This window comes from Paraburkholderia tropica (assembly GCF_900109265.1).
GTDB classification, from domain to species: domain Bacteria; phylum Pseudomonadota; class Gammaproteobacteria; order Burkholderiales; family Burkholderiaceae; genus Paraburkholderia; species Paraburkholderia tropica.
In genome coordinates, this window is record NZ_FNZM01000003.1 from 229878 (window position 1) to 246636 (window position 16759).

At 65.8% G+C, this 16759-nt stretch carries 16 protein-coding genes and 1 pseudogene; 5 read left to right on the plus strand and 12 right to left on the minus strand.

Translation table 11 applies throughout. The features are described from left to right. Positions 1-25: 25 nt before the first annotated feature. Positions 26-1156 (minus strand): hybrid sensor histidine kinase/response regulator, encoded by a 1131-nt coding sequence (locus BMY06_RS05580; protein WP_065060911.1) that lies wholly within the window; start codon positions 1154-1156, stop codon positions 26-28. A 159-nt stretch (positions 1157-1315) separates the two neighbouring features. Beyond that, entirely contained in the window at positions 1316-1849 is a 534-nt protein-coding gene (locus BMY06_RS05585) for a hypothetical protein (RefSeq protein ID WP_065060910.1), read from the minus strand. Positions 1850-2011: 162 nt separating this feature from the next. Here BMY06_RS05585 and BMY06_RS05590 point away from each other — a divergent pair, with 162 nt between their 5' ends. After that, a complete protein-coding gene (locus BMY06_RS05590) occupies positions 2012-2365 on the plus strand; it encodes a phiTE_015 family protein (RefSeq protein WP_124263106.1) in 354 nt (117 codons plus the stop codon). Between the two features lie 276 nt (positions 2366-2641). Here BMY06_RS05590 and flhC read toward each other — a convergent pair. Further along, positions 2642-3208 (minus strand): annotated as a pseudogene (flhC, locus tag BMY06_RS05595) (flagellar transcriptional regulator FlhC); the annotation flags it as partial. A gap of 478 nt (positions 3209-3686) precedes the next feature. On the opposite strand from flhC, the gene BMY06_RS05600 reads away from it, so the two are divergent. Continuing rightward, the gene (locus BMY06_RS05600; RefSeq protein ID WP_080180785.1) at positions 3687-4619 is read left to right on the plus strand and encodes a tyrosine-protein phosphatase; all 933 of its coding nucleotides are present in this window, start codon (positions 3687-3689) and stop codon (positions 4617-4619) included. Positions 4620-4692: 73 nt separating this feature from the next. On the opposite strand, the gene BMY06_RS05605 is transcribed toward BMY06_RS05600, so the two are convergent. From BMY06_RS05605 to BMY06_RS05615, 3 genes are all read right to left on the minus strand, one after another. After that, entirely contained in the window at positions 4693-5955 is a 1263-nt protein-coding gene (locus BMY06_RS05605; RefSeq protein ID WP_065060907.1) for an ATP-binding protein, read from the minus strand. Positions 5956-5967: 12 nt separating this feature from the next. Further along, the gene (locus BMY06_RS05610; protein ID WP_074981955.1) at positions 5968-6735 is read right to left on the minus strand and encodes a response regulator; all 768 of its coding nucleotides are present in this window, start codon (positions 6733-6735) and stop codon (positions 5968-5970) included. Between the two features lie 128 nt (positions 6736-6863). Beyond that, positions 6864-7763, minus strand: a complete 900-nt coding sequence (locus BMY06_RS05615) for a lysozyme inhibitor LprI family protein (protein ID WP_074981958.1) — start codon at positions 7761-7763, stop codon at positions 6864-6866. A gap of 393 nt (positions 7764-8156) precedes the next feature. Between BMY06_RS05615 and BMY06_RS05620 the strand changes: the two genes are divergently transcribed. Further along, positions 8157-8744, plus strand: coding sequence for a hypothetical protein (locus BMY06_RS05620; RefSeq protein ID WP_244144270.1), 588 nt, complete (start codon positions 8157-8159; stop codon positions 8742-8744). A gap of 81 nt (positions 8745-8825) precedes the next feature. After that, on the plus strand, positions 8826-9596 hold the full coding sequence (locus BMY06_RS05625; RefSeq protein WP_065060903.1) for a response regulator: 771 nt from the start codon (positions 8826-8828) through the stop codon (positions 9594-9596). A gap of 143 nt (positions 9597-9739) precedes the next feature. On the opposite strand, the gene BMY06_RS05630 is transcribed toward BMY06_RS05625, so the two are convergent. The 4 genes from BMY06_RS05630 to BMY06_RS05645 are packed head-to-tail and all read right to left on the minus strand — an operon-like array spanning position 9740 to position 11819. Continuing rightward, a complete protein-coding gene (locus tag BMY06_RS05630) occupies positions 9740-10465 on the minus strand; it encodes a flagellar basal body L-ring protein FlgH (RefSeq protein ID WP_080180786.1) in 726 nt (241 codons plus the stop codon). A gap of 54 nt (positions 10466-10519) precedes the next feature. Further along, positions 10520-11380: a hypothetical protein gene (locus BMY06_RS39505; RefSeq protein WP_074981960.1), complete on the minus strand. Its 861-nt coding sequence runs from the start codon at positions 11378-11380 to the stop codon at positions 10520-10522. A gap of 14 nt (positions 11381-11394) precedes the next feature. Beyond that, complete coding sequence (locus BMY06_RS05640) at positions 11395-11640, minus strand: DUF6726 family protein (RefSeq protein ID WP_065060901.1); 246 nt, start codon at positions 11638-11640, stop codon at positions 11395-11397. Then, on the minus strand, positions 11637-11819 hold the full coding sequence (locus BMY06_RS05645; RefSeq protein WP_065060900.1) for a hypothetical protein: 183 nt from the start codon (positions 11817-11819) through the stop codon (positions 11637-11639). Before BMY06_RS05645 ends, BMY06_RS05640 begins: the two co-directional genes overlap by 4 nt. A 937-nt stretch (positions 11820-12756) precedes the next feature. Here BMY06_RS05645 and BMY06_RS05650 point away from each other — a divergent pair. Continuing rightward, a complete protein-coding gene (locus BMY06_RS05650; protein ID WP_065060899.1) occupies positions 12757-13044 on the plus strand; it encodes a PAAR domain-containing protein in 288 nt (95 codons plus the stop codon). Between the two features lie 43 nt (positions 13045-13087). Here BMY06_RS05650 and BMY06_RS05655 read toward each other — a convergent pair whose 3' ends face one another. Both BMY06_RS05655 and BMY06_RS05660 read right to left on the minus strand, forming a co-directional pair. After that, the gene (locus BMY06_RS05655) at positions 13088-13984 is read right to left on the minus strand and encodes a transglutaminase family protein (protein WP_065060898.1); all 897 of its coding nucleotides are present in this window, start codon (positions 13982-13984) and stop codon (positions 13088-13090) included. Further along, positions 13981-16692 (minus strand): circularly permuted type 2 ATP-grasp protein, encoded by a 2712-nt coding sequence (locus BMY06_RS05660; RefSeq protein ID WP_065060897.1) that lies wholly within the window; start codon positions 16690-16692, stop codon positions 13981-13983. The genes BMY06_RS05655 and BMY06_RS05660 overlap by 4 nt, the downstream gene beginning before the upstream one ends. Between the last annotated feature and the right edge of the window lie 67 nt (positions 16693-16759).

Consider the following 16759-nt stretch of genomic DNA (forward strand, 5'->3'; position numbering starts at 1 on the left):
GAGAACGGCGATCGCGACGCGGCAATCAGTGGATTTCGCTGGGCTTGTGCGGGTTGCCGAAACCCATCGTGACGGTGGTGCCCGCGCCCCAGTCGGAGTCGATGCGCAGGCTGCCGCCGAACGAACGCATGATGCGATTGCAGAAGATCATGCCCATGCCGTGACCGCCGTCTTCGGCGTGCGTGGTGACGGGGTCCTGCAGCAGACGCGCCTTGACGTCGGGCGCGATGCCCGTGCCGTTGTCGCGCACGCGAATCTCATGCTCGCTGTTCCTGAGCACTTCGATATGCAGCGCGGGCTCGGTGGCGTTCGTGAGCGCGCGCAACGCGTTCGACAGCAGCGAGGAAAGTACGAGCGCGACGCAATTGGGCATCGCGCGCACGACGAAGTCCTGCTGCACGTCCACGGTGATCCAGTCGCGCTGGGCGGCGGCGAACGGATAGGTGTCGAGCAGCGTGGCGATCAGGCGCGTGGCGCTCACTTCGCGCGTGCCGTCGCGCGAGAGCGAGGGCGATCCGCTGTTCTTGTGCAGCGTGGCCCAGAACGACGAGATCAGCGAGAGGCAATACTGCGTGTTGTTGAGCATCGACGATGCCGCGCTCGCGATGCGGGTTTGCGAGTCGGGGTCGAATTCGCCCGACACGTCGTTTTCGATGGTGCGCGCGAACAGCGCGATGGTCGCCAGCGGCGTGTTCAGTTCATGCGCGAGAAACGCCAGTGTTTCATCCATTGCCAGCAGCCGCTGCTGACGCGTTTCGCGTTCGGTATAGCGCGCCACCGCCTGTTGCAGCACGTCGCGCACCGCCTCCATGCGCAGCGGCTTTTCGAGGATGCGGAACACATTGCCCGTGTTGACCGTGTTCAGCAGCATGTCCTTGTCGGCATATGCCGTCACCAGAATGCGCACGATCTGCGGATATTTCTGCGCGACTTCCTCCAGCAACTGGTCGCCGTCGCGCTCGGGCATGCGGAAGTCGGTCACCAGCACCGCGATCTCCGCGCCATGCTGCGCGAGCACGCTCATGGCTTCCTCCGCGCCGCGCGCGACGTGCACCGGATAGAGGCCATGCATGGCGCGCGCGAAGTGCACGCGCGAAATCTCGTCGTCGTCGACGAAGAGAATGGAGAAGGTGGAGTGGAGGGCGGCGCTGGTCATCGCATTCCCGGCAAATGAATCGGGCGTTGATTCTTGTGGAAATGCGATTGTAGTCGAGCCGGGTGACCCGACGCAGCGCCTTTCATTCGTCTTATGCGTAACGGGTCGCAATTCGAGCCGCGACTCAAAACGTGACGCGACTTGCGCCGGATCCTCGCGTCAGATGAAAAGCGAGACGATGCCGCCGACCGTAATGGCCGCCGCGATCCATCGGCCGGTGCTGTAAGCCTGGTTCGGATCGGGCGCCTGGTCCGGGCGTTCGAGGCCGAACGCGCCGTAGACGAGCGATTTGACGGGCTGCGCGTTCGGCGCGGTGTCGCCGCTGCCGTCCGTGGAGCCGTCGGTTTGTGCGCCGTCCGTGCTGTCGATGCCGGTCTCCGAGCCGTCGGCGCCGTCCGCGCTGGCGTCCGCCGTGGCGCTGTCGCCGCTGTCGTCCACGTTGATGTCGTTGCCGTCGTCCGCGATGCTGTCGTCGTTGGCCGCTGCGGCATAGCCGCGCGGCGAGATCCGCACGGCGTCGTCCTGCGACGTGACCGCATCGTCCGTGCTGCCGGTCGACGCGGAGGCCTTCACGTCGGGCGTCGCCTGCGCGGCTTGAGCCGCTTGCGCGGCCGCCGCGTCATCCGCGCCGTCGTTGAACCTCTGCGTCGTGGCGCCCCCGCCGGAAAACGACGTCGTACCCCCGAGTTGCATGGTCGGTTCCTTCTATTTTTTTACACGGCAACCATAATCCCACGTTGTCCGCCTGGTGCGGTCCACGAATAACGCGAAGAAATTCGCGGTATTCCGAGACCCCTTGTCCAGCTTGGCCTGTCACAATGTCGTTTGCATGAAACAGCACTCCTTGAGGCGAATGTGGACGAAGCCCTCGCGCAGCGGAACAACGGCAACCCCGACGGGGAGCCCCGTGTGACGCGGCCTTCGCGGCGCATGGTGTTCGAGGCGCTGTACCGCGCGCATTACGTGCGTGCCCATGCACAACAGCCCGACGCGCTCGAACGCGCCCCCAACGACGAATATGCCCAGAGCGGCGCGCAGATTGCCTGGGAAATCTGGCAGGCGGCGCACGAGCATGCGATCGAAGTGGCCGCGCAGTTGTGCGAGAGCCGCCAGGCGCAGCACATTAGTCAGGATGGCAAAGCAGTGTGCCGGCTGTGCGCGAGCGATATTCGCGCGTTGCTGGCGGCGACGGAAAAAGAAGATCTGTAAAGCGGCAAAGCGCGCCGGGGCGCGCTTTTGCGTGGTCCGTTTCGCGAATGCGGCCGGCAGTGCCGGGGCCAGACGCTAGACGGGAATCGACCTGGGCAGGAAGGGGTGGCTGGTCGGCTTGCCCGCTGCGTTGCCCGACGATCCCGCCGCCGCGTTGCGCTTCGGATCGACCGCGCGTTTCACTTCGGCGAGCGTATCGCGCATCGCTTCGGAAATCTCGCTCAGCGGTGACGTGCCCCTGCGTTTGCTCGACGAAGTCGGCGTATCCGGCGTATCGCTCGAATCGGCCGTATCTGCCGCGCCTTGCGCGAGTTCGCGGCTGGCGAGCATCGCGCGCGTGACGCCGGCGCGCGAAGGCGGCGCGCAGATGCAGCAGGTTGCCGGTTTCATCGCATCGCGCGCGTGGCGCACGAAGCGGCCCGAGCAGACCGTGCAGCGCGTGAGCGCGAGCAGACCGCCCTCGAAGAAGCGCAGCAGCGTCCACGCGCGCGTGAAGCTCAGCACGCGTTCGGTTTCAGCGCATTCGCAGTGCTCGATATAGAGGCGGTACGCGCGTGTGAGCGCATCGAGCCGGCTGCATTTCGCTTCGTCTTTCAGGAACAGGAAGATGTTGTAAAAAAGCGAAGCGTGAATATTCGGTAACCACGTGAAATACCAGTCGGCCGAAAACGGAAGCATGCCTTTGGGCGGCGAAGCGCTCTTGAGTTCGCGATAAAGGCGAATCAGACGATTTCTCGAGAGCGTCAGTTCCTTTTCGAGCACCGGCATGCGAGCACCAAGCTGGATCAGCTCGATTGCGCGCAAAACCTCGCGCGCTTCCTCGGTCACACTGCCTTTGTACATGACTTAGAACTCCTGGGCAGTGACTACTGCCGCGACAATCAGGCCTAAATGCCTGAATTCACGGGCGATTATAGGAGCGCGCAAACGAGCGTCAAGAATAATATTTAGAAAGAATTTACAGGATTTAATAAGGAATTACGGGCCGTGACGGGCATTTTCGGGCGAAACCGCCACAGGAATGGGCGCCGCTTCTTATTTTGCTTTCACGATTATAGGAATTGGTAAGTTCTGGAAAGAATCGGGTGAAAAGAACAGATCGCCCCCCGTTTTTTATGGCGATTTATGACGCCGCCGCATGCGTGCGACGGCGCATTTATAGTCGCTGCGGTTTCCTACGAATTATTACCGAGTCTTGCGTCGTAACCTTTTCGGGGTCATCTGCCGGTAAACTTCGTTTTTCCGAATGCATGCGACGCCCCGCCGTTGCAGAGGCTGGCCCCGCCCACGCGCGCGAGCCTCATACCTTAGCTGCTAACCGATGATTCTTCGTTTCTCCGCCAGTTCTTCTTCGCGCAAGGAAGCGCGCAAGGGCGTGCCCGCGCCCTTGTCCGGCGACTTCGCGTGCCGGCGCGGGGCCGGGCCTGCCAGTCCGCCGCGCCGCCGGCTGCTCAAGGGCACGATGAGCGTGCTGGCGCTGAGCGGTTGCGGCACCACGCTGCTGAGCGCGTGCGGCGGCGATTACACCGGCGGAGACGGGCCGCAGGACGCGCCCACGCCGGTAATGAATTCGGTGGCGAACTTCCGCGACGTGGGCGGCGCGGCGCCAGGCTACTCGACGAGCGACGGCGCGCATTTTCGCCGCGCCATCCTCTATCGCTCCGACGTGCTGACCGCGAATACGGCCGACACGGCCACGCTCGAAGGCATCGGGCTAGCGGGCATCTACGATCTGCGCACGCCGGTGGAAGCCGACGCTTTGCCGGATACGCCGCTGAGCACCGCGAGCTACGTTTCGCTGAACGTGCTCGGCACGCATGCGCCGCCGTCGTTCGCCGGGATGTCGGGTCCGGAACTCGATTCGGCCATGCAGGCGCACTGGCGCGAATTCGTCATGGGTCACACGCAATGCATGGCGTACGGCGCGCTGCTCGAGCAGATCGCGCAGGCCGGCGGGCCGGTCGTCGTGGTGGGCGGAAAGGGCGTGGACGTGGCGGGTTGGGCGGGCGCGCTGCTGCTGCTGATCGCGAACGTGCCGCTGGAAATCGTCGTGAAGGATTTTCTGCTGACGAACGCGTGGCGCTCGACGGGCGTCGACGAGGACAATCTCGCACCGCCCGTGCAGGCCAGCTATCTGCAAAGCGCGTTCGATGCGCTGCAAAAAGGGTTCGGCGATCTGAACCGCTATCTCAACGCCGGTCTCGGGCTGTCTTCGACGACGGTGGATCTGCTGCGCGGCCGCCTCGTGGTGTAAGCGGCGCGCTTCGCCAGACATAAAAAGGAACGGGCGCCCGCGAGCGCCCGTCACACCTTCCGGGCCGACAAACTCAGGCGGTTGGAAACGCGATCTTGATGCGCAGACCGCCTTCGGGATGGTTCGACACTTCGCAGCGTCCGCCCTGATTGCGCACGAGACGCGTGACGATCGCGAGACCGAGTCCGCAATGCCCTTCGCCGCCGCGCGCTTCGTCCAGCCGCACGAACGGCTTGAGCGCCGCGGCCACGCGTTCGGCGGGAATGCCGGGACCGTGATCGCGGACTTCGATAATCCAGTTCGACCCTTCGCGGCGCGTGCCGATTTCCACCGGCGGTTCGCCGTGTTCGAGCGCATTGTCGACGAGATTCGACACCAGCCGGTCGAGCAGCGTGCGCGGCATGCGAAAGCCCGCACCGGCGCGCAGATCGAGACGGAACAGCGTGTCTTCCTCCTCCGCCGTATCGGATGAAAACTGCTCGCGCAACAGCGAATCCACGTCCACTTCGGGACCGGATTCCGGCCGTTGCCGCGCGAATTCCAGAAACTGCTGCACGATGTCGTTGAGCGAATCGACTTCGCGCGTGAACTGTTCGCGCTCGCGCTCGGACCCCAGCATGCTCGCGCGCAGCTTCAGGCGCGTGAGCGGCGACTTCAGATCGTGCGCCACGCCCGCGAGCATGATGGCCTGATCGTCGTCGGCTTCGTTGAGCTGTTTCATCATGCCGTTGAACGAGCCGATCAGTTCGCGCAGTTCGCGCGGACCGAGTTCGTCGACGGGCGGCGGACGATTGCCCGAGCCGAACGCGCGCGCGGTCTGCGCGACGATCGACAGCGGGCGCTGCATCTGCCACACGGCGAGCAGCGCGAGCAGCAGCGAGACCGCGAGCATCGACGCGAATTGCGGCACCAGATTGGGCGGCGGCGGCAGGTCGATCGGCGCGACGATCCACGTGGGATGGCCGGGAAAGCGCACCCAGAGCGTCGCGCGATTGCGCGTGTCGGCGAGAATTTCGGTGCCGGCGGGCAGGTCGCGCAGCAGTTGCCGGCGCAGGTCCGCGAGCGGCTCGCGCTTCGGCACCTCGAGCTTCACGTCGGCGGGCATGTTCCAGGTGGGCACGAGATGCACGCGCAACGCGGGTGCGAGTTCGAGCTCGTTGGGCGCCGCGCCGGTGGCGGCGTGCAGCATCAGCAGCAGGCCGCGCTCGAAGCCCTCGACTTCATGGCGGCGCGGCTGCGGCGCGAACACGACGAACCAGCACGCCTGAATCGCGAACAGCACGAGCGCCGACATCAGCGCCATGCGCCCGAACAGCGTATTCAACGGATTGTTCATGCATTCACGCGATCATGCGCCGCCGTCGGGATCCTGGGCATCCTCGGCGCCGTGGGCGTCGGTGTCGGCGGCTTCGCCTTCGCGCAGCGGCACGAACACATAGCCCTTGCCGCGTACCGTTTGCACGAAACGCGGTTGCGAGGGATCGTCTTCGATCACGCGGCGCAGGCGCCAGATCGGCACGTCGAGACTGCGCTCGTGGAATTCGAGGCCGTCGGCATGCAGCAGATCGTGAATGAGCACGCGCGAGAGCACGCGGTAAGGGTGTCGTGTGAAGACCTTCAGCAAGGCGAATTCGCCGTCGCGCAGCGCCACGCGCTCGCCGTCGCGCAACAGCGTGCGCGTCGTGAAATCGAGCTCGAAGGGGCCAAAGCGGCAGCGTTCGCGTGCTTCCGGCGCACCAGCGGGTACCGCGCCACGACGGCGCAGCACGGTCTGGATGCGCAGCAACAGTTCCTGCGGATCGAACGGCTTGGCGACGTAATCGTCCGCACCGAGCGTGAGGCCCGCGATGCGGTCGGCGACCGCGCCGCGTGCGGACGCGAAGATCACCGGAATGTCGTCGCCTTTCGCACGCAGGGCGGCGAGGGCGCGCAGGCCGTCGGTGCCGGGCATCATGACGTCCAGCACGACGACAGCAGGCCGCTCGCGTTCGAGACGCTGACCGAGATGCGTGCCATCGTGCAGGACCGAGGCTTCGAAGCCGTTGGCCCGCAGGAAGCGGGAGAGAAGATCGCGCACGACCGGATCGTCGTCGACGATGAGAACGTGTGGACTCATCGTGAAATTTTAATGCTTATCGACGGCTTACAGAATAGCGGCGTTCTTTCTATTTCTTACTCGGGCTTACCTGGGGTGGGTTTTCGCGGCGCGGGCTTGCGTATCCCATTCGCCGCGAGCGCCCTGTCTTACTTCGCGGCGAGTGCGCTTTCCTGCACCGGCGCTTGAGCGGCTTGCGTCGAATCGGTCGCGGCAGCGGATTTTTCTTCCGACGAATGCGCGGCAGCAGCGGCCGGCTTCGCGGCAGACGGTGCGTCGAGCGAGGCAATGCCCGCGGCCTTCGCGAAGGCCGTGCCCGAACCCGCCATGCTGGCGGCCTTGGCCGAGGTTTCCGCCGTGGCGGCCGGCTTGGCCGACTTCGCCGGCGCGACTTCGTCAGCCGGGATGGCGTGCGTATGTGCATCGGCGAGATGCTTCTGGCGCGCGTCGGCAGCAACGCCGCTCGGCATTTTTTCCAGATGCAGCGAGGCGTCGGTGTGCGCGCCGGCGAGCTTCGCGCCCGTCTTCGGCGCGGCCTTCGAGCCGTCGGCCGTCGGGGCCGGCTTGTCGCTCTGGCCCTTCGGCGCAGCGTCGATGCCCTTCATTTCCAGCACGGCGTCCTGTGCGGAAGGCGCGAGGTGCTGATCGACCACGCCGTCCTTCACGCGTTGCACGCTGGCTTGCTTGCCGTGTTGCAGATCGCCCTGAAGTTCGGCGATGCGGCGGTTATACCAGTCCGTCACGCAAGCCTTGTCCTTGCAGTTGTGCTGGCGCCATTGCCACTGGCTCACGCGGTCGGCTTCGAGCGCCGTCGTGTCGGGCGTCGCGTCGAGCGCGCTGTGATAGAGCGCGGCGAGTTTGTCGTCGAGCGCGGACAGCGTCGGATCGTTGCACACGAGGCGCTCGGACGCCGAGGCGTTGTGCGGGCAGTGAAAGCTCGCCGCCTGAGCGAACGGCGAACCGGCGAGCGACGCGAAGAGCGCGAGCGCAGCGACGTTCAGGCCGCGGCGAAGGGAGTGAGCGCGACGGATTTTCTGTTCTCGATTCATGGCAGGCACGATGTTGTATGAAATAGCGGGGGACGACGGGCGGCTAGTCCGGCGTCGCCACGGCGCGAGGCGCCGCGATGAGAACAATAGCTCAGCGCCTCTGGCGCAAAGCGGCGCTCAACGGGTCGATTGCGTCCACCGCTTACGAAACATTTCATCCATTACGCGTGCGGTAAGTTGTGCGGGTGTTTCGACGGCCTGAACCCGTGCAGCATGCTTTCCGGTCCTTACTTCGCGTGAGATTTGCGAAGAACTGGAAAGCGCTTGTCAACAATGGCCGATGTCCCGCCCATCGTGTGGTGCGCTTTACCTTGATGATGCATGACGAGCCCTGCCGCCTGCATCCCTCCGCATCGCGCGCGCAGCCCATCGACGCGTCATGTCATCGTTCCCATGCCCCATCCTTTTCGCTCCAACGTCCGCCGCGCGGCCCGCCTTGCCGCCGCGCTCGGCGCTGTGCTCGCGCTCAATGGCTGCGCCTGGACGCTGATCACCGCCGCCGATGCTACGGGCTCCGTGATCCAGGCGGGTTATGCGGTCGCGGCGAATTACTCGTCGCCGAGATTCGTGACCGGGCGACCGGTGAATATCGCGTCGATCTGCATCGAGAACAATCCGATGGTGACGTCGGCCGATTTCGTGCCGTCGCTGCAACTCGTGCTGGCGCAGCGCGGCGTGACTTCGGACGTCTACAGCCCCGGTACCGAGCCGGTTACGTGCGAGGGGCGGCTGGTTTACAACGCATCGATCGAATACGGCAAGCCGACGTTCAGCGACGACAGCCGCGCGTATCTGTCCACCATCAATCTGACGATCTTCTTGCATAACCATATTGCGGTGACAGCGCGTTACGAAGTGCGCGGGCTCGGCACCGACCGCTTTTCCAGCGCGGCGGTGAAGCTCAAGGGCCTGCTGGACAGCATGGTGGTGGATCAGACGCAACTGGGTTCGACGTTCGAGTCCGCTTCGCGCGGCCTGTAGTCTTTCACGCCGCATATTCAGGAAAGGAATGGAAAGGCGGCGGGCCTATGCCGGTCCGTTTGCGTCCCTTACGATTTGTGCATGGCAAATAATATTTTTCTCGTCGACGACGATCCCGTCGTGCGCGACGTTACCGCCGAATATCTGCAAATGCGCGGCTTCACCGTGACGAAGCTGCCGTCCGCGCGCGCCTTGCAGCAGCAGTTGCGCACCGAACGGCCGCAGGTCGTGGTGCTCGACATCATGATGCCGGAGCTGGATGGCATCAGCGCCTTGCGCGCGCTGCGCGAAAGCGGCGACGACCTGCCTGTGATCCTGCTCACCGCGCGCAACGAGGTGATCGACCGCGTGCTCGGCCTCGAATTCGGCGCCGACGATTACGTGGGCAAGCCCTTCGATCCAGGCGAGCTGGCCGCGCGTATCCGTACGGTCATGCGCCGCCGCAGCGTGTCGAACTCGACGGGTGCGCCGGAAAGTCGCGCCTCGTTCCGCTTCGGCCCGTACGAACTCGATTTCCGCTCGCGCGAGCTGTATCGCGACGAAGAACGCATTCCGCTGCGTTCGAGCGAATTCGCGTTCCTGAAGCTGTTCGTCAATCACGCGATGACGATTCTGTCGCGCGAACGCATCATCGAAATCGTCTACGGCGAAGCGGGGCGTTATCGCAATCGCAGTCTCGACGTGGCGATCTGGCGTTTGCGCCGGCTGATCGAAACCGATCCGTCCGAGCCGCGTTATCTGCAGACGGTCTGGGGACACGGCTACGTGTTCGTGCCGGACGGCGAAGTCGGTTTCGCCGAGCGCTACAGCGAATACGCGGGTGACATGCCCGACGCCGCGCAGGAAGAGTGAGCGGCGCGGTTCAGTTCAGTCGGCGAGCGATGTCGGCCTGACTGAACCTTCGCGATGAAATAAAAACGGCGCGCCATCGAGGCGCGCCGTTTTTGCTTGCCCGATGCTTCAGGCAAGCATCGGAATGCAGCATCAAGGCAACATCAGAACGTGAGCACGCTCAGGAACATGCGCTGCAGCCAGCCGACCGTGGTCGCGTCGTTGAGCATGCCGTGGCCCACCTGTTCGATACGCGCGTTGGCGATCTTGCTCGAATCGACGTAGTTGTCCGACTCCACGTCGTTCGGATTGACGATGCCCGAGAGACGCAGACGCTGATGCTCGCCGCTCATCGCAATGATCTTTTCGCCCGACACCACGAGATTGCCCGTCGGCGTCTTGCTGATGACCGTCACGGCCAGCGTGCCCGTCATGTCGCTCGACAGCGTGTGGCTGCCCGTGCCGTTGAACGTCGTCGACGCCGAACCGATATTGAACAGACGCGCGAGACGTGCCGCCGCGCCCGTCGATTGATCGGCGGCGGTCGCGGTGATGGTGCTGTCGCGTTTCGCGGAAGCGGCCGCGGTGTCGGCGCCGTTGTAAGTTTCGGAGAGGCGGATCGTGAGCACGTCGCCGATACGCTGCGCGCGCGGCGTTTCATACAACGCGATGGCGGTGCCTTGCTGATAGATTGAGCCGCCCGTGTTGACGTTCAGCGGCGGTTCGGCGAGCGGCGGCGTCATCGGCGTGTTGACGATCGATTCGGGCGAGGTCGCGCACCCCGAGAACGCAGCGAATGCCGATGCGCACAGCAGCACACGCGGCAGCGCAAAAGAAAGGCGCGCGAAGTGCTTGCAGGAAGGTAAGGAGTGCGATTGATTGGAAAGCATAAGTAAGAAGCGCTCGCGTGAAGGCGTCGTCGGGTCAGTGGGCGTGCGAGGCGATCAGCCTTCGTCGAACTGGCTGATCTTGAGCGCGCGTTCGATGCCCTTCGCGCGCGGACTCGCGGGTTTAAGCAGGTAAGTCAGGGTGGCGTGACCGCCGTTCGGCATCAGACAGATCGTGATCGTGCTCGACGCGTTGTCCCATTCGAGCAGCGGCAGCGACGGATCGCCGGCCATGCGCGGCGCGCCGTAACGCGAGGCCAGCAGATCGCGCAGGTCGAATGCGGTCGCGGCATCGACGACAAACGACATTTCATAGAGACGTAGCGGCTCGCCCGCGGATTCGTGCGCGAAACGCAGCACGTGATCGCTCGCCGGCACGCCATCCACGACGGCATGCGAAGGCGTCCAGCCTTGCGGCGTGCGATGCGCCCAGCGGCACGCGATCGTCAGGCTCGCATAGCTCTTGAACGGCATGCCGATGTCGCCGCCGGCCACGTCGGTTTCGCAAACCAGCGCGCTTTCGTGCGGCGTGGCGCGGACCGTGTTGGCCTCGCGCAATTCAGTCAGCGTGACGCCGAGCGCAATGCCGCGAAACGAGAACGGCGTGTCGTCCAGGGCGACGGCGCGCGAACGCGCCGCCGCGGTGACGGGCGTCGGACGACGCTTCTTGACCTTGTTGCGCGGCGCCTGTGCGCTGGCCGTCTTTTGCGGCGCGGGCGCAGGCGCGGATGCGGCGTTCGCCTGCACGATGGCAGGCGCGCTGGCAGGCGCAACGACAGGTGCACTGACGACGGGCGTCGGGAGCGGCGTGATGCGCCCTTCGAAGCTCGTGTCGGCGCTCGCCGGTGCGGCCAGCGTGCCGGCAAGCGCTGCAGCGGCAGCGCAGGTCAGGAAAGCAGTCAGAGACGCCCGTTTCATCGAGTGGACCTCGATCAGTCAATAGCCGCCGCGCACGCGTCGAACGGCACGGCTGCGGGATGCCCAACCACCGGCACGATCTTCACCGTCGCCGAGACGAGCCGGCAAGGTAATGCCGCTACCGCACAACCTTCGAGCGGCAGGGTGAGGCAGGCGAGTGCAATCACCGCAGCGGCGCGCAGCCCATGCAATGCCGCACGCGACAGGTGATGTGCGCGCTTTGCCTTCAGCGGCGCCTCTTGCGACAGCGAATTCGTCATGCGGTGGTATTGATGTTGTGGCCGAGCGGACCGACCGGCGTGCCGGGATGCACGGTTTCCGGTTGGGCGGAATGGTTGCCGGCGGAGCCTGCGCTGCCGGAGTTCTTGTTGCGGTTAGGGTCGAACGTCGTCAAGGGCGACGAGTGGCCGACGCTGCTGGAGCCGATAGGGCTGGTCATGATGGGCCTCCTGGGCGGATTGACACAAAAAGGAGGGGGCGCACGTAGAGGGGTGCGCGCCCCCGCGTTACGCCGATAGGGGAAGTAGTCGACGAGCGGCGATAGCATCTTCGCGTCTACGTCTGTTGCGTGAAGCAATAATCAATGGGGCCTTTGATTCAAGCCTTACGAGTCCTTCCGGTCGTATACAAATGCGCAAGAAGCGGAAGGAAAACGGGCGCGGGCGAGCGCGAAAAACGCGGGTTGAAATCGGCTGGACGAGGGCGGGCGCGAGACGGTGTAGTGTTCGATGCAAGCCTTGTCGGATCTGGCGTTGCGCGAGGCGGCGCGGGCGCGCGAATGCGGGTGGAACGAAGCGCGAGGCGAGCGTTTTTCGCGACGAGACTGACGCGTGAAAAGTCGCTGAAAGCGGCCTTTCACGGTAATGATTTCGGATTTGGCGTGTTGCGGTGCTGGAAAGTTGTGCGCGAAAGGTCTTTGGACGTTGCGTGAAGCGGTGCTTTTCCAGTGCGTGTTGATCGACTGGAAAGCCTGTCAATCAAGGGGTTTCGGCGCGAATCGCGAGGTCGCGCGAGCGGATGCATTGGCCGGGCTTTGTCGTCCGGAAAAGGTTTTCTGTTGATGTGAAGCGCGGCATTGCAGTCCGCGTGAATGAAATTTCTCGCGATTTTCCTTGTTATGTCTTACCTGCGAGGAAGGTTTGTAATGGGCGTTTTCCTTCGAAATCCCGCATCTCACGCACGCGTGGCGCTCGTCACTCGGACCTGTTTCTCCAGGCCCGCCATGCCCGCCACGAGCGGTTTCGCGCACGCGTTCCAACGTATTGCGTCCACATTGCGCCCGAGCGCGGCGCCCGGAAAGGAAGCGAAAGGAAAACGCTGGTATATTTCCCGTCCCATCGGCGCAACGCCGGAACCCCATTCCCGAGGCCCTGGAGATGACCCGTAAATTCATCCTCAAAGACGACAAGACCGACCACAACGGCGTCGTGATGGACGGTATCGAAGGATCGTCGTATCACGGACGTCCGCTCGCCTATATCGGCGCGCCGGTGATGTGCCAGACCTGCTCGAAGCAGGGTGTGATCGTCTCCGATGGCGGTCCGCACACGATGACCGTGATGGGCAAGGTGGTCGCGCTCGAAAACGACCTCTGCCAGTGCGAGTGCCAGCCGCAGCCGAAGCTCGTGGCGTCGATGGATACGGGCACGCTGGCCGGCAGCTAAGCCTCCGTTTTCGTGCTGCTTGAGCTGATTACGCCGACCGCGCTTATACGCCGTCCGGTTCGGCCCGCACGTCGACGGCCACGTCGACGCGATGCGCGCCGCCGCCCAGAATGACCCCGCGCAGCAGCGACACGTCGCTGTAATCGCGTCCGACCGCGAGCGTCACGTGGCCCTGATCGGCGAGCACGTCGTTGGTCGGATCGAGATCGATCCAGCCCGCTTGCGGCACGTGCAGCGACACCCACGCATGCGAGGCATCCGCGCCGATCATCGGCGTCGCGCCCTCGGGCGGATCGTTGCGCAGATAACCGCTCACATAGCGCGCCGCGAGACCCAGCGAGCGCAGCCCGCCGATCATCACCTGCGCGAAATCCTGACACACGCCGTGACGCAGTTCGAAGGCGCGCGCGGCCGGTGTGTCGAAGGCCGTCGCCGCCGGACGATAGTCGAAATCGCGATGAATGCGGTGCATCAGGTCGATGGCCGCCGCCAGCACCGGCGCGCCCGGCGTGAAACTCTCCAGCGCATACGCGCGTAACGCGGGCGAAAGCGCGATATTCGGCGACGCACAGCAAAACTCCGACTCCGCATGAAACGCGCCGCCCGCCGTGTAGCGCAGCGCGTTCGCCACGTCTTCCCACGCGGGCGTGGCGTCGGCGTCGAGCGCGTCGTAGCGCGGCGCGAGCAGCACGCTCGTTTCCATCGTCATCTGCAGATAGTCGTGCGGGGCGTCGAACGAAAAATACAGCACGTCGTTGCCGAATGCGTCGCGTCGGCTCGTCTGATACGAGGGCGCGGGCTCGATGCGCTCGCGGTGTTCGAGCACGCGCTGCCACGGCAGTTCGAGCGGACGGATGGTCGCGAGATGCTGCGCCGTTTCGACCAGCGTCGAATAGCGATAGGTCGTGCGATGCGTGACGGACAGGCGCGTGCCGCTCATGACCACACCTGCGCGGCGAGCGGCATCGCGTGGCTGAACCAGCGCGCGCTGATTTCGTTCGAGGCGGCCGCCATGCGTGCGGCGAGCGCGTCGCACAGCGCGGTGAGCGCGGGATAGCGGCCGTCCTCGCCGGGGTCGCAAATCGCTTCGAGATCGGGCAGCGCGTCGACGGGCGCGAGCTGCGCGGCGAACGGCTCGCGGCGCGGGCCGCCCGCCGCCTGGGCGATTTCGTCGAGACGCGTGCGCAGGCGGTCGTACACGCCGTAGAGGCCGCGCGGATTGGTCGGATCGGTGACGATCAGGTCGAGCAGCGCGGGCACTTCGAGTCGTCCCGGATACAGCGTGCGATAGGTCAGCGTGCTGTCGAACAGTTGCAGCAGCACGTCGAAACCGGCGGGCGTGGCGAGCGTGCGTTCGTGCGCCGCGATGCGCAGCACGCCCGCCATCGCCGCCACGCGCTCGATATGGCGGCCCGCGAACAGCAGACGCCAGGCCTCGTCGCGCGTCATGCGGTCGCCCTGGCAGCCGCTGATCGCGCTCAGTTGCGTGGCGAGCGCGTCGAGCGCGCGGATCAGCGCCATGCGGTCGTACGGCGTGGGCTGGCGGAATTCGAGCAGCACGCCCTGGCGCGCGGGCGCGGGGGCGAGCGAGAGCGCCTGCAGCGCGTCGCGGAAGTCGTTGCGCGCGGCGAGCACGGTGCGCCAGTGATCGCTCGACAGACGCCCGCGTATTTCGCCGCACGCGTAGGCCTGGCTCGCGAGCATCTGGCCGATGCTGGGGGCGCGCGCGCTTTCGTGCAGATTGGCGACCAGCTCGCGCTCGAAGCCGTCGAGGCCGCGGCGGCGACCGGCGAGGGGTTCCTCGGTGTTCGCCGGAGTCGTCGCGCCCGCGCCCGTCACCAGGCCGCTCGCGGCGGCCAGTTCGGTGAAGGTGCCGAACAGTTCCTCGGCGTCGCTGCCTTCGAGCGAGCCGAGAATCAGGCGGCACAGGCGCACGGCGTTTTCGGCGCGCTCGCCGTATCGGCCTGCCCAGAAGAGGTTTTCGGCGGCGCGGCTCGACACGCGGCGATGCTCGCGGCGCAGATCGGAGGGCTTCATCGGAGTCGGCAGCAGCGAAAACGCCGTGCCGGGCTGGCTCGACAGCACCCAGGTATCGACGCTGCTGCCGCCCACCTGCATCGATACGGATTCCTGATGTTCGGCCGCGAGGCGCGTGAAGCCGCCCGGCAGCACGCGCCAGCCGCATGTCTGGTCGGCGATGGCGTAGACGCGCAGCACCGCGGGCCGCGCGCCAAGCATGGGCGCGCCGCCGGAGGCGTCGGCGCGGTCCTGGTCGGCGGCGTTGTCGTAGCGCGGCGTGTAGCTGTAGTTCAACGGCTGCTGGACCGTGAAGGCGTCGGGCAGTTGCTCGATGCGCGCGCGCCAGTCGGCGAGCAATTGCGGGCCTGCCGCGAGGCCCGGCGGCGTGGCGCGCTTGCTGTCCCTGGCGTGCGCGCCGCCGGGCCAGGTCGGCACCAGCAGCGCTTCGGGCAATTGCGTGAGCGCGTCGCGCCACGCCGCGTCCTCGCCGCACCACCACGTCGGCACGCCGGGCAGCACGAGCGGCTCGCCGAGCAGCGCCTGCGCGATGCCGGGCATGAAGCCGTGCAGCGCGGGCGACTCCACGAAGCCCGCGCCCGGCACGTTCGAGACCATCACGTTGCCCGCACGCATCACCTGGAGCAGTCCGGGCACGCCGATGGTTGAGTCGGCGCGCAGTTCGACCGGGTCGCAGAACGTATCGTCGAGACGGCGCAGCACGGCATGCACGCGCTCCAGGCCGCCGAGCGTCTTCAGGTAGAGCATGTCGTCGCGCACCGTGAGGTCCTTGCCCTCGACCAGCGTGAGGCCGAGATAGCGCGCGAGAAACACATGCTCGAAATAGGTCTCGCTGAACGGCCCAGGCGTCAGCAGCACGATATGCGGCGAGCCGCCGCGCGCGCTGTGCTCGTCGGCGCGCATGATCGCGCGCGCGGCGTCCGCGAGCGTGGCGATCAGTTGCGAATACGAGGGCGCGAGCCGGTGCACGCGCATCGCGCGAAACGGCTCGGCGAACAGGCTGGACACGATCAGGCGGTTTTCGAGCAGATAGCCGAGCCCGGACGGCGCCTCGGTGCGATGCGAGACCACGGTCCACTGGCCGTCGGGCGCGCGCGCGAGGTCGAGCGCGACGATCTGCAGATACTGCCGATCCGGCGGCGTGTAGCCTTTCACCGCGCGCAGATAGCCGGGGTGGCCGAACACCAGCGCGCCCGGCAGCAGGCCGCGCGCGAGCAGCGTCTGCGGCCCGTAGATATCGGCGACGATCTCGTTGAGCAGCCGCGCGCGCTGCGCCACGCCGCGCTCGATCAGCGCCCATTCGTCTTCGTCGATCAACAGCGGCAGCAGGTCGAGCGACCACGGACGCGGGCCGCCGCGATCGGCGTAGACGTTATAGGTGATGTCGTTTTCGCGCACCTGGCGCGCGACCGAGGCCGCCGCGCCGTCGAGCCCCGCCGCGCCCGCCTTGCCGAGCAGCGCGAAAAACTGGCGCCACGGTTCGCGCAAGGCGCCGTCCGGCGCGCGCAGTTCGTCCCAGTGGCCCTCGCGCACGGGAAGCGAGCGCAGCGGCGCTAGCGCGAGGGCTTCGTCGGCGGCGGAATCGAACGGCAGGGTGGATTGAGTCGGCAAGATCGTCGCTGCTGCGCCTGGGCGCTAATGGCGACGCGCCCCGGCAAGCGGGGCGCGTCTTCGGTTG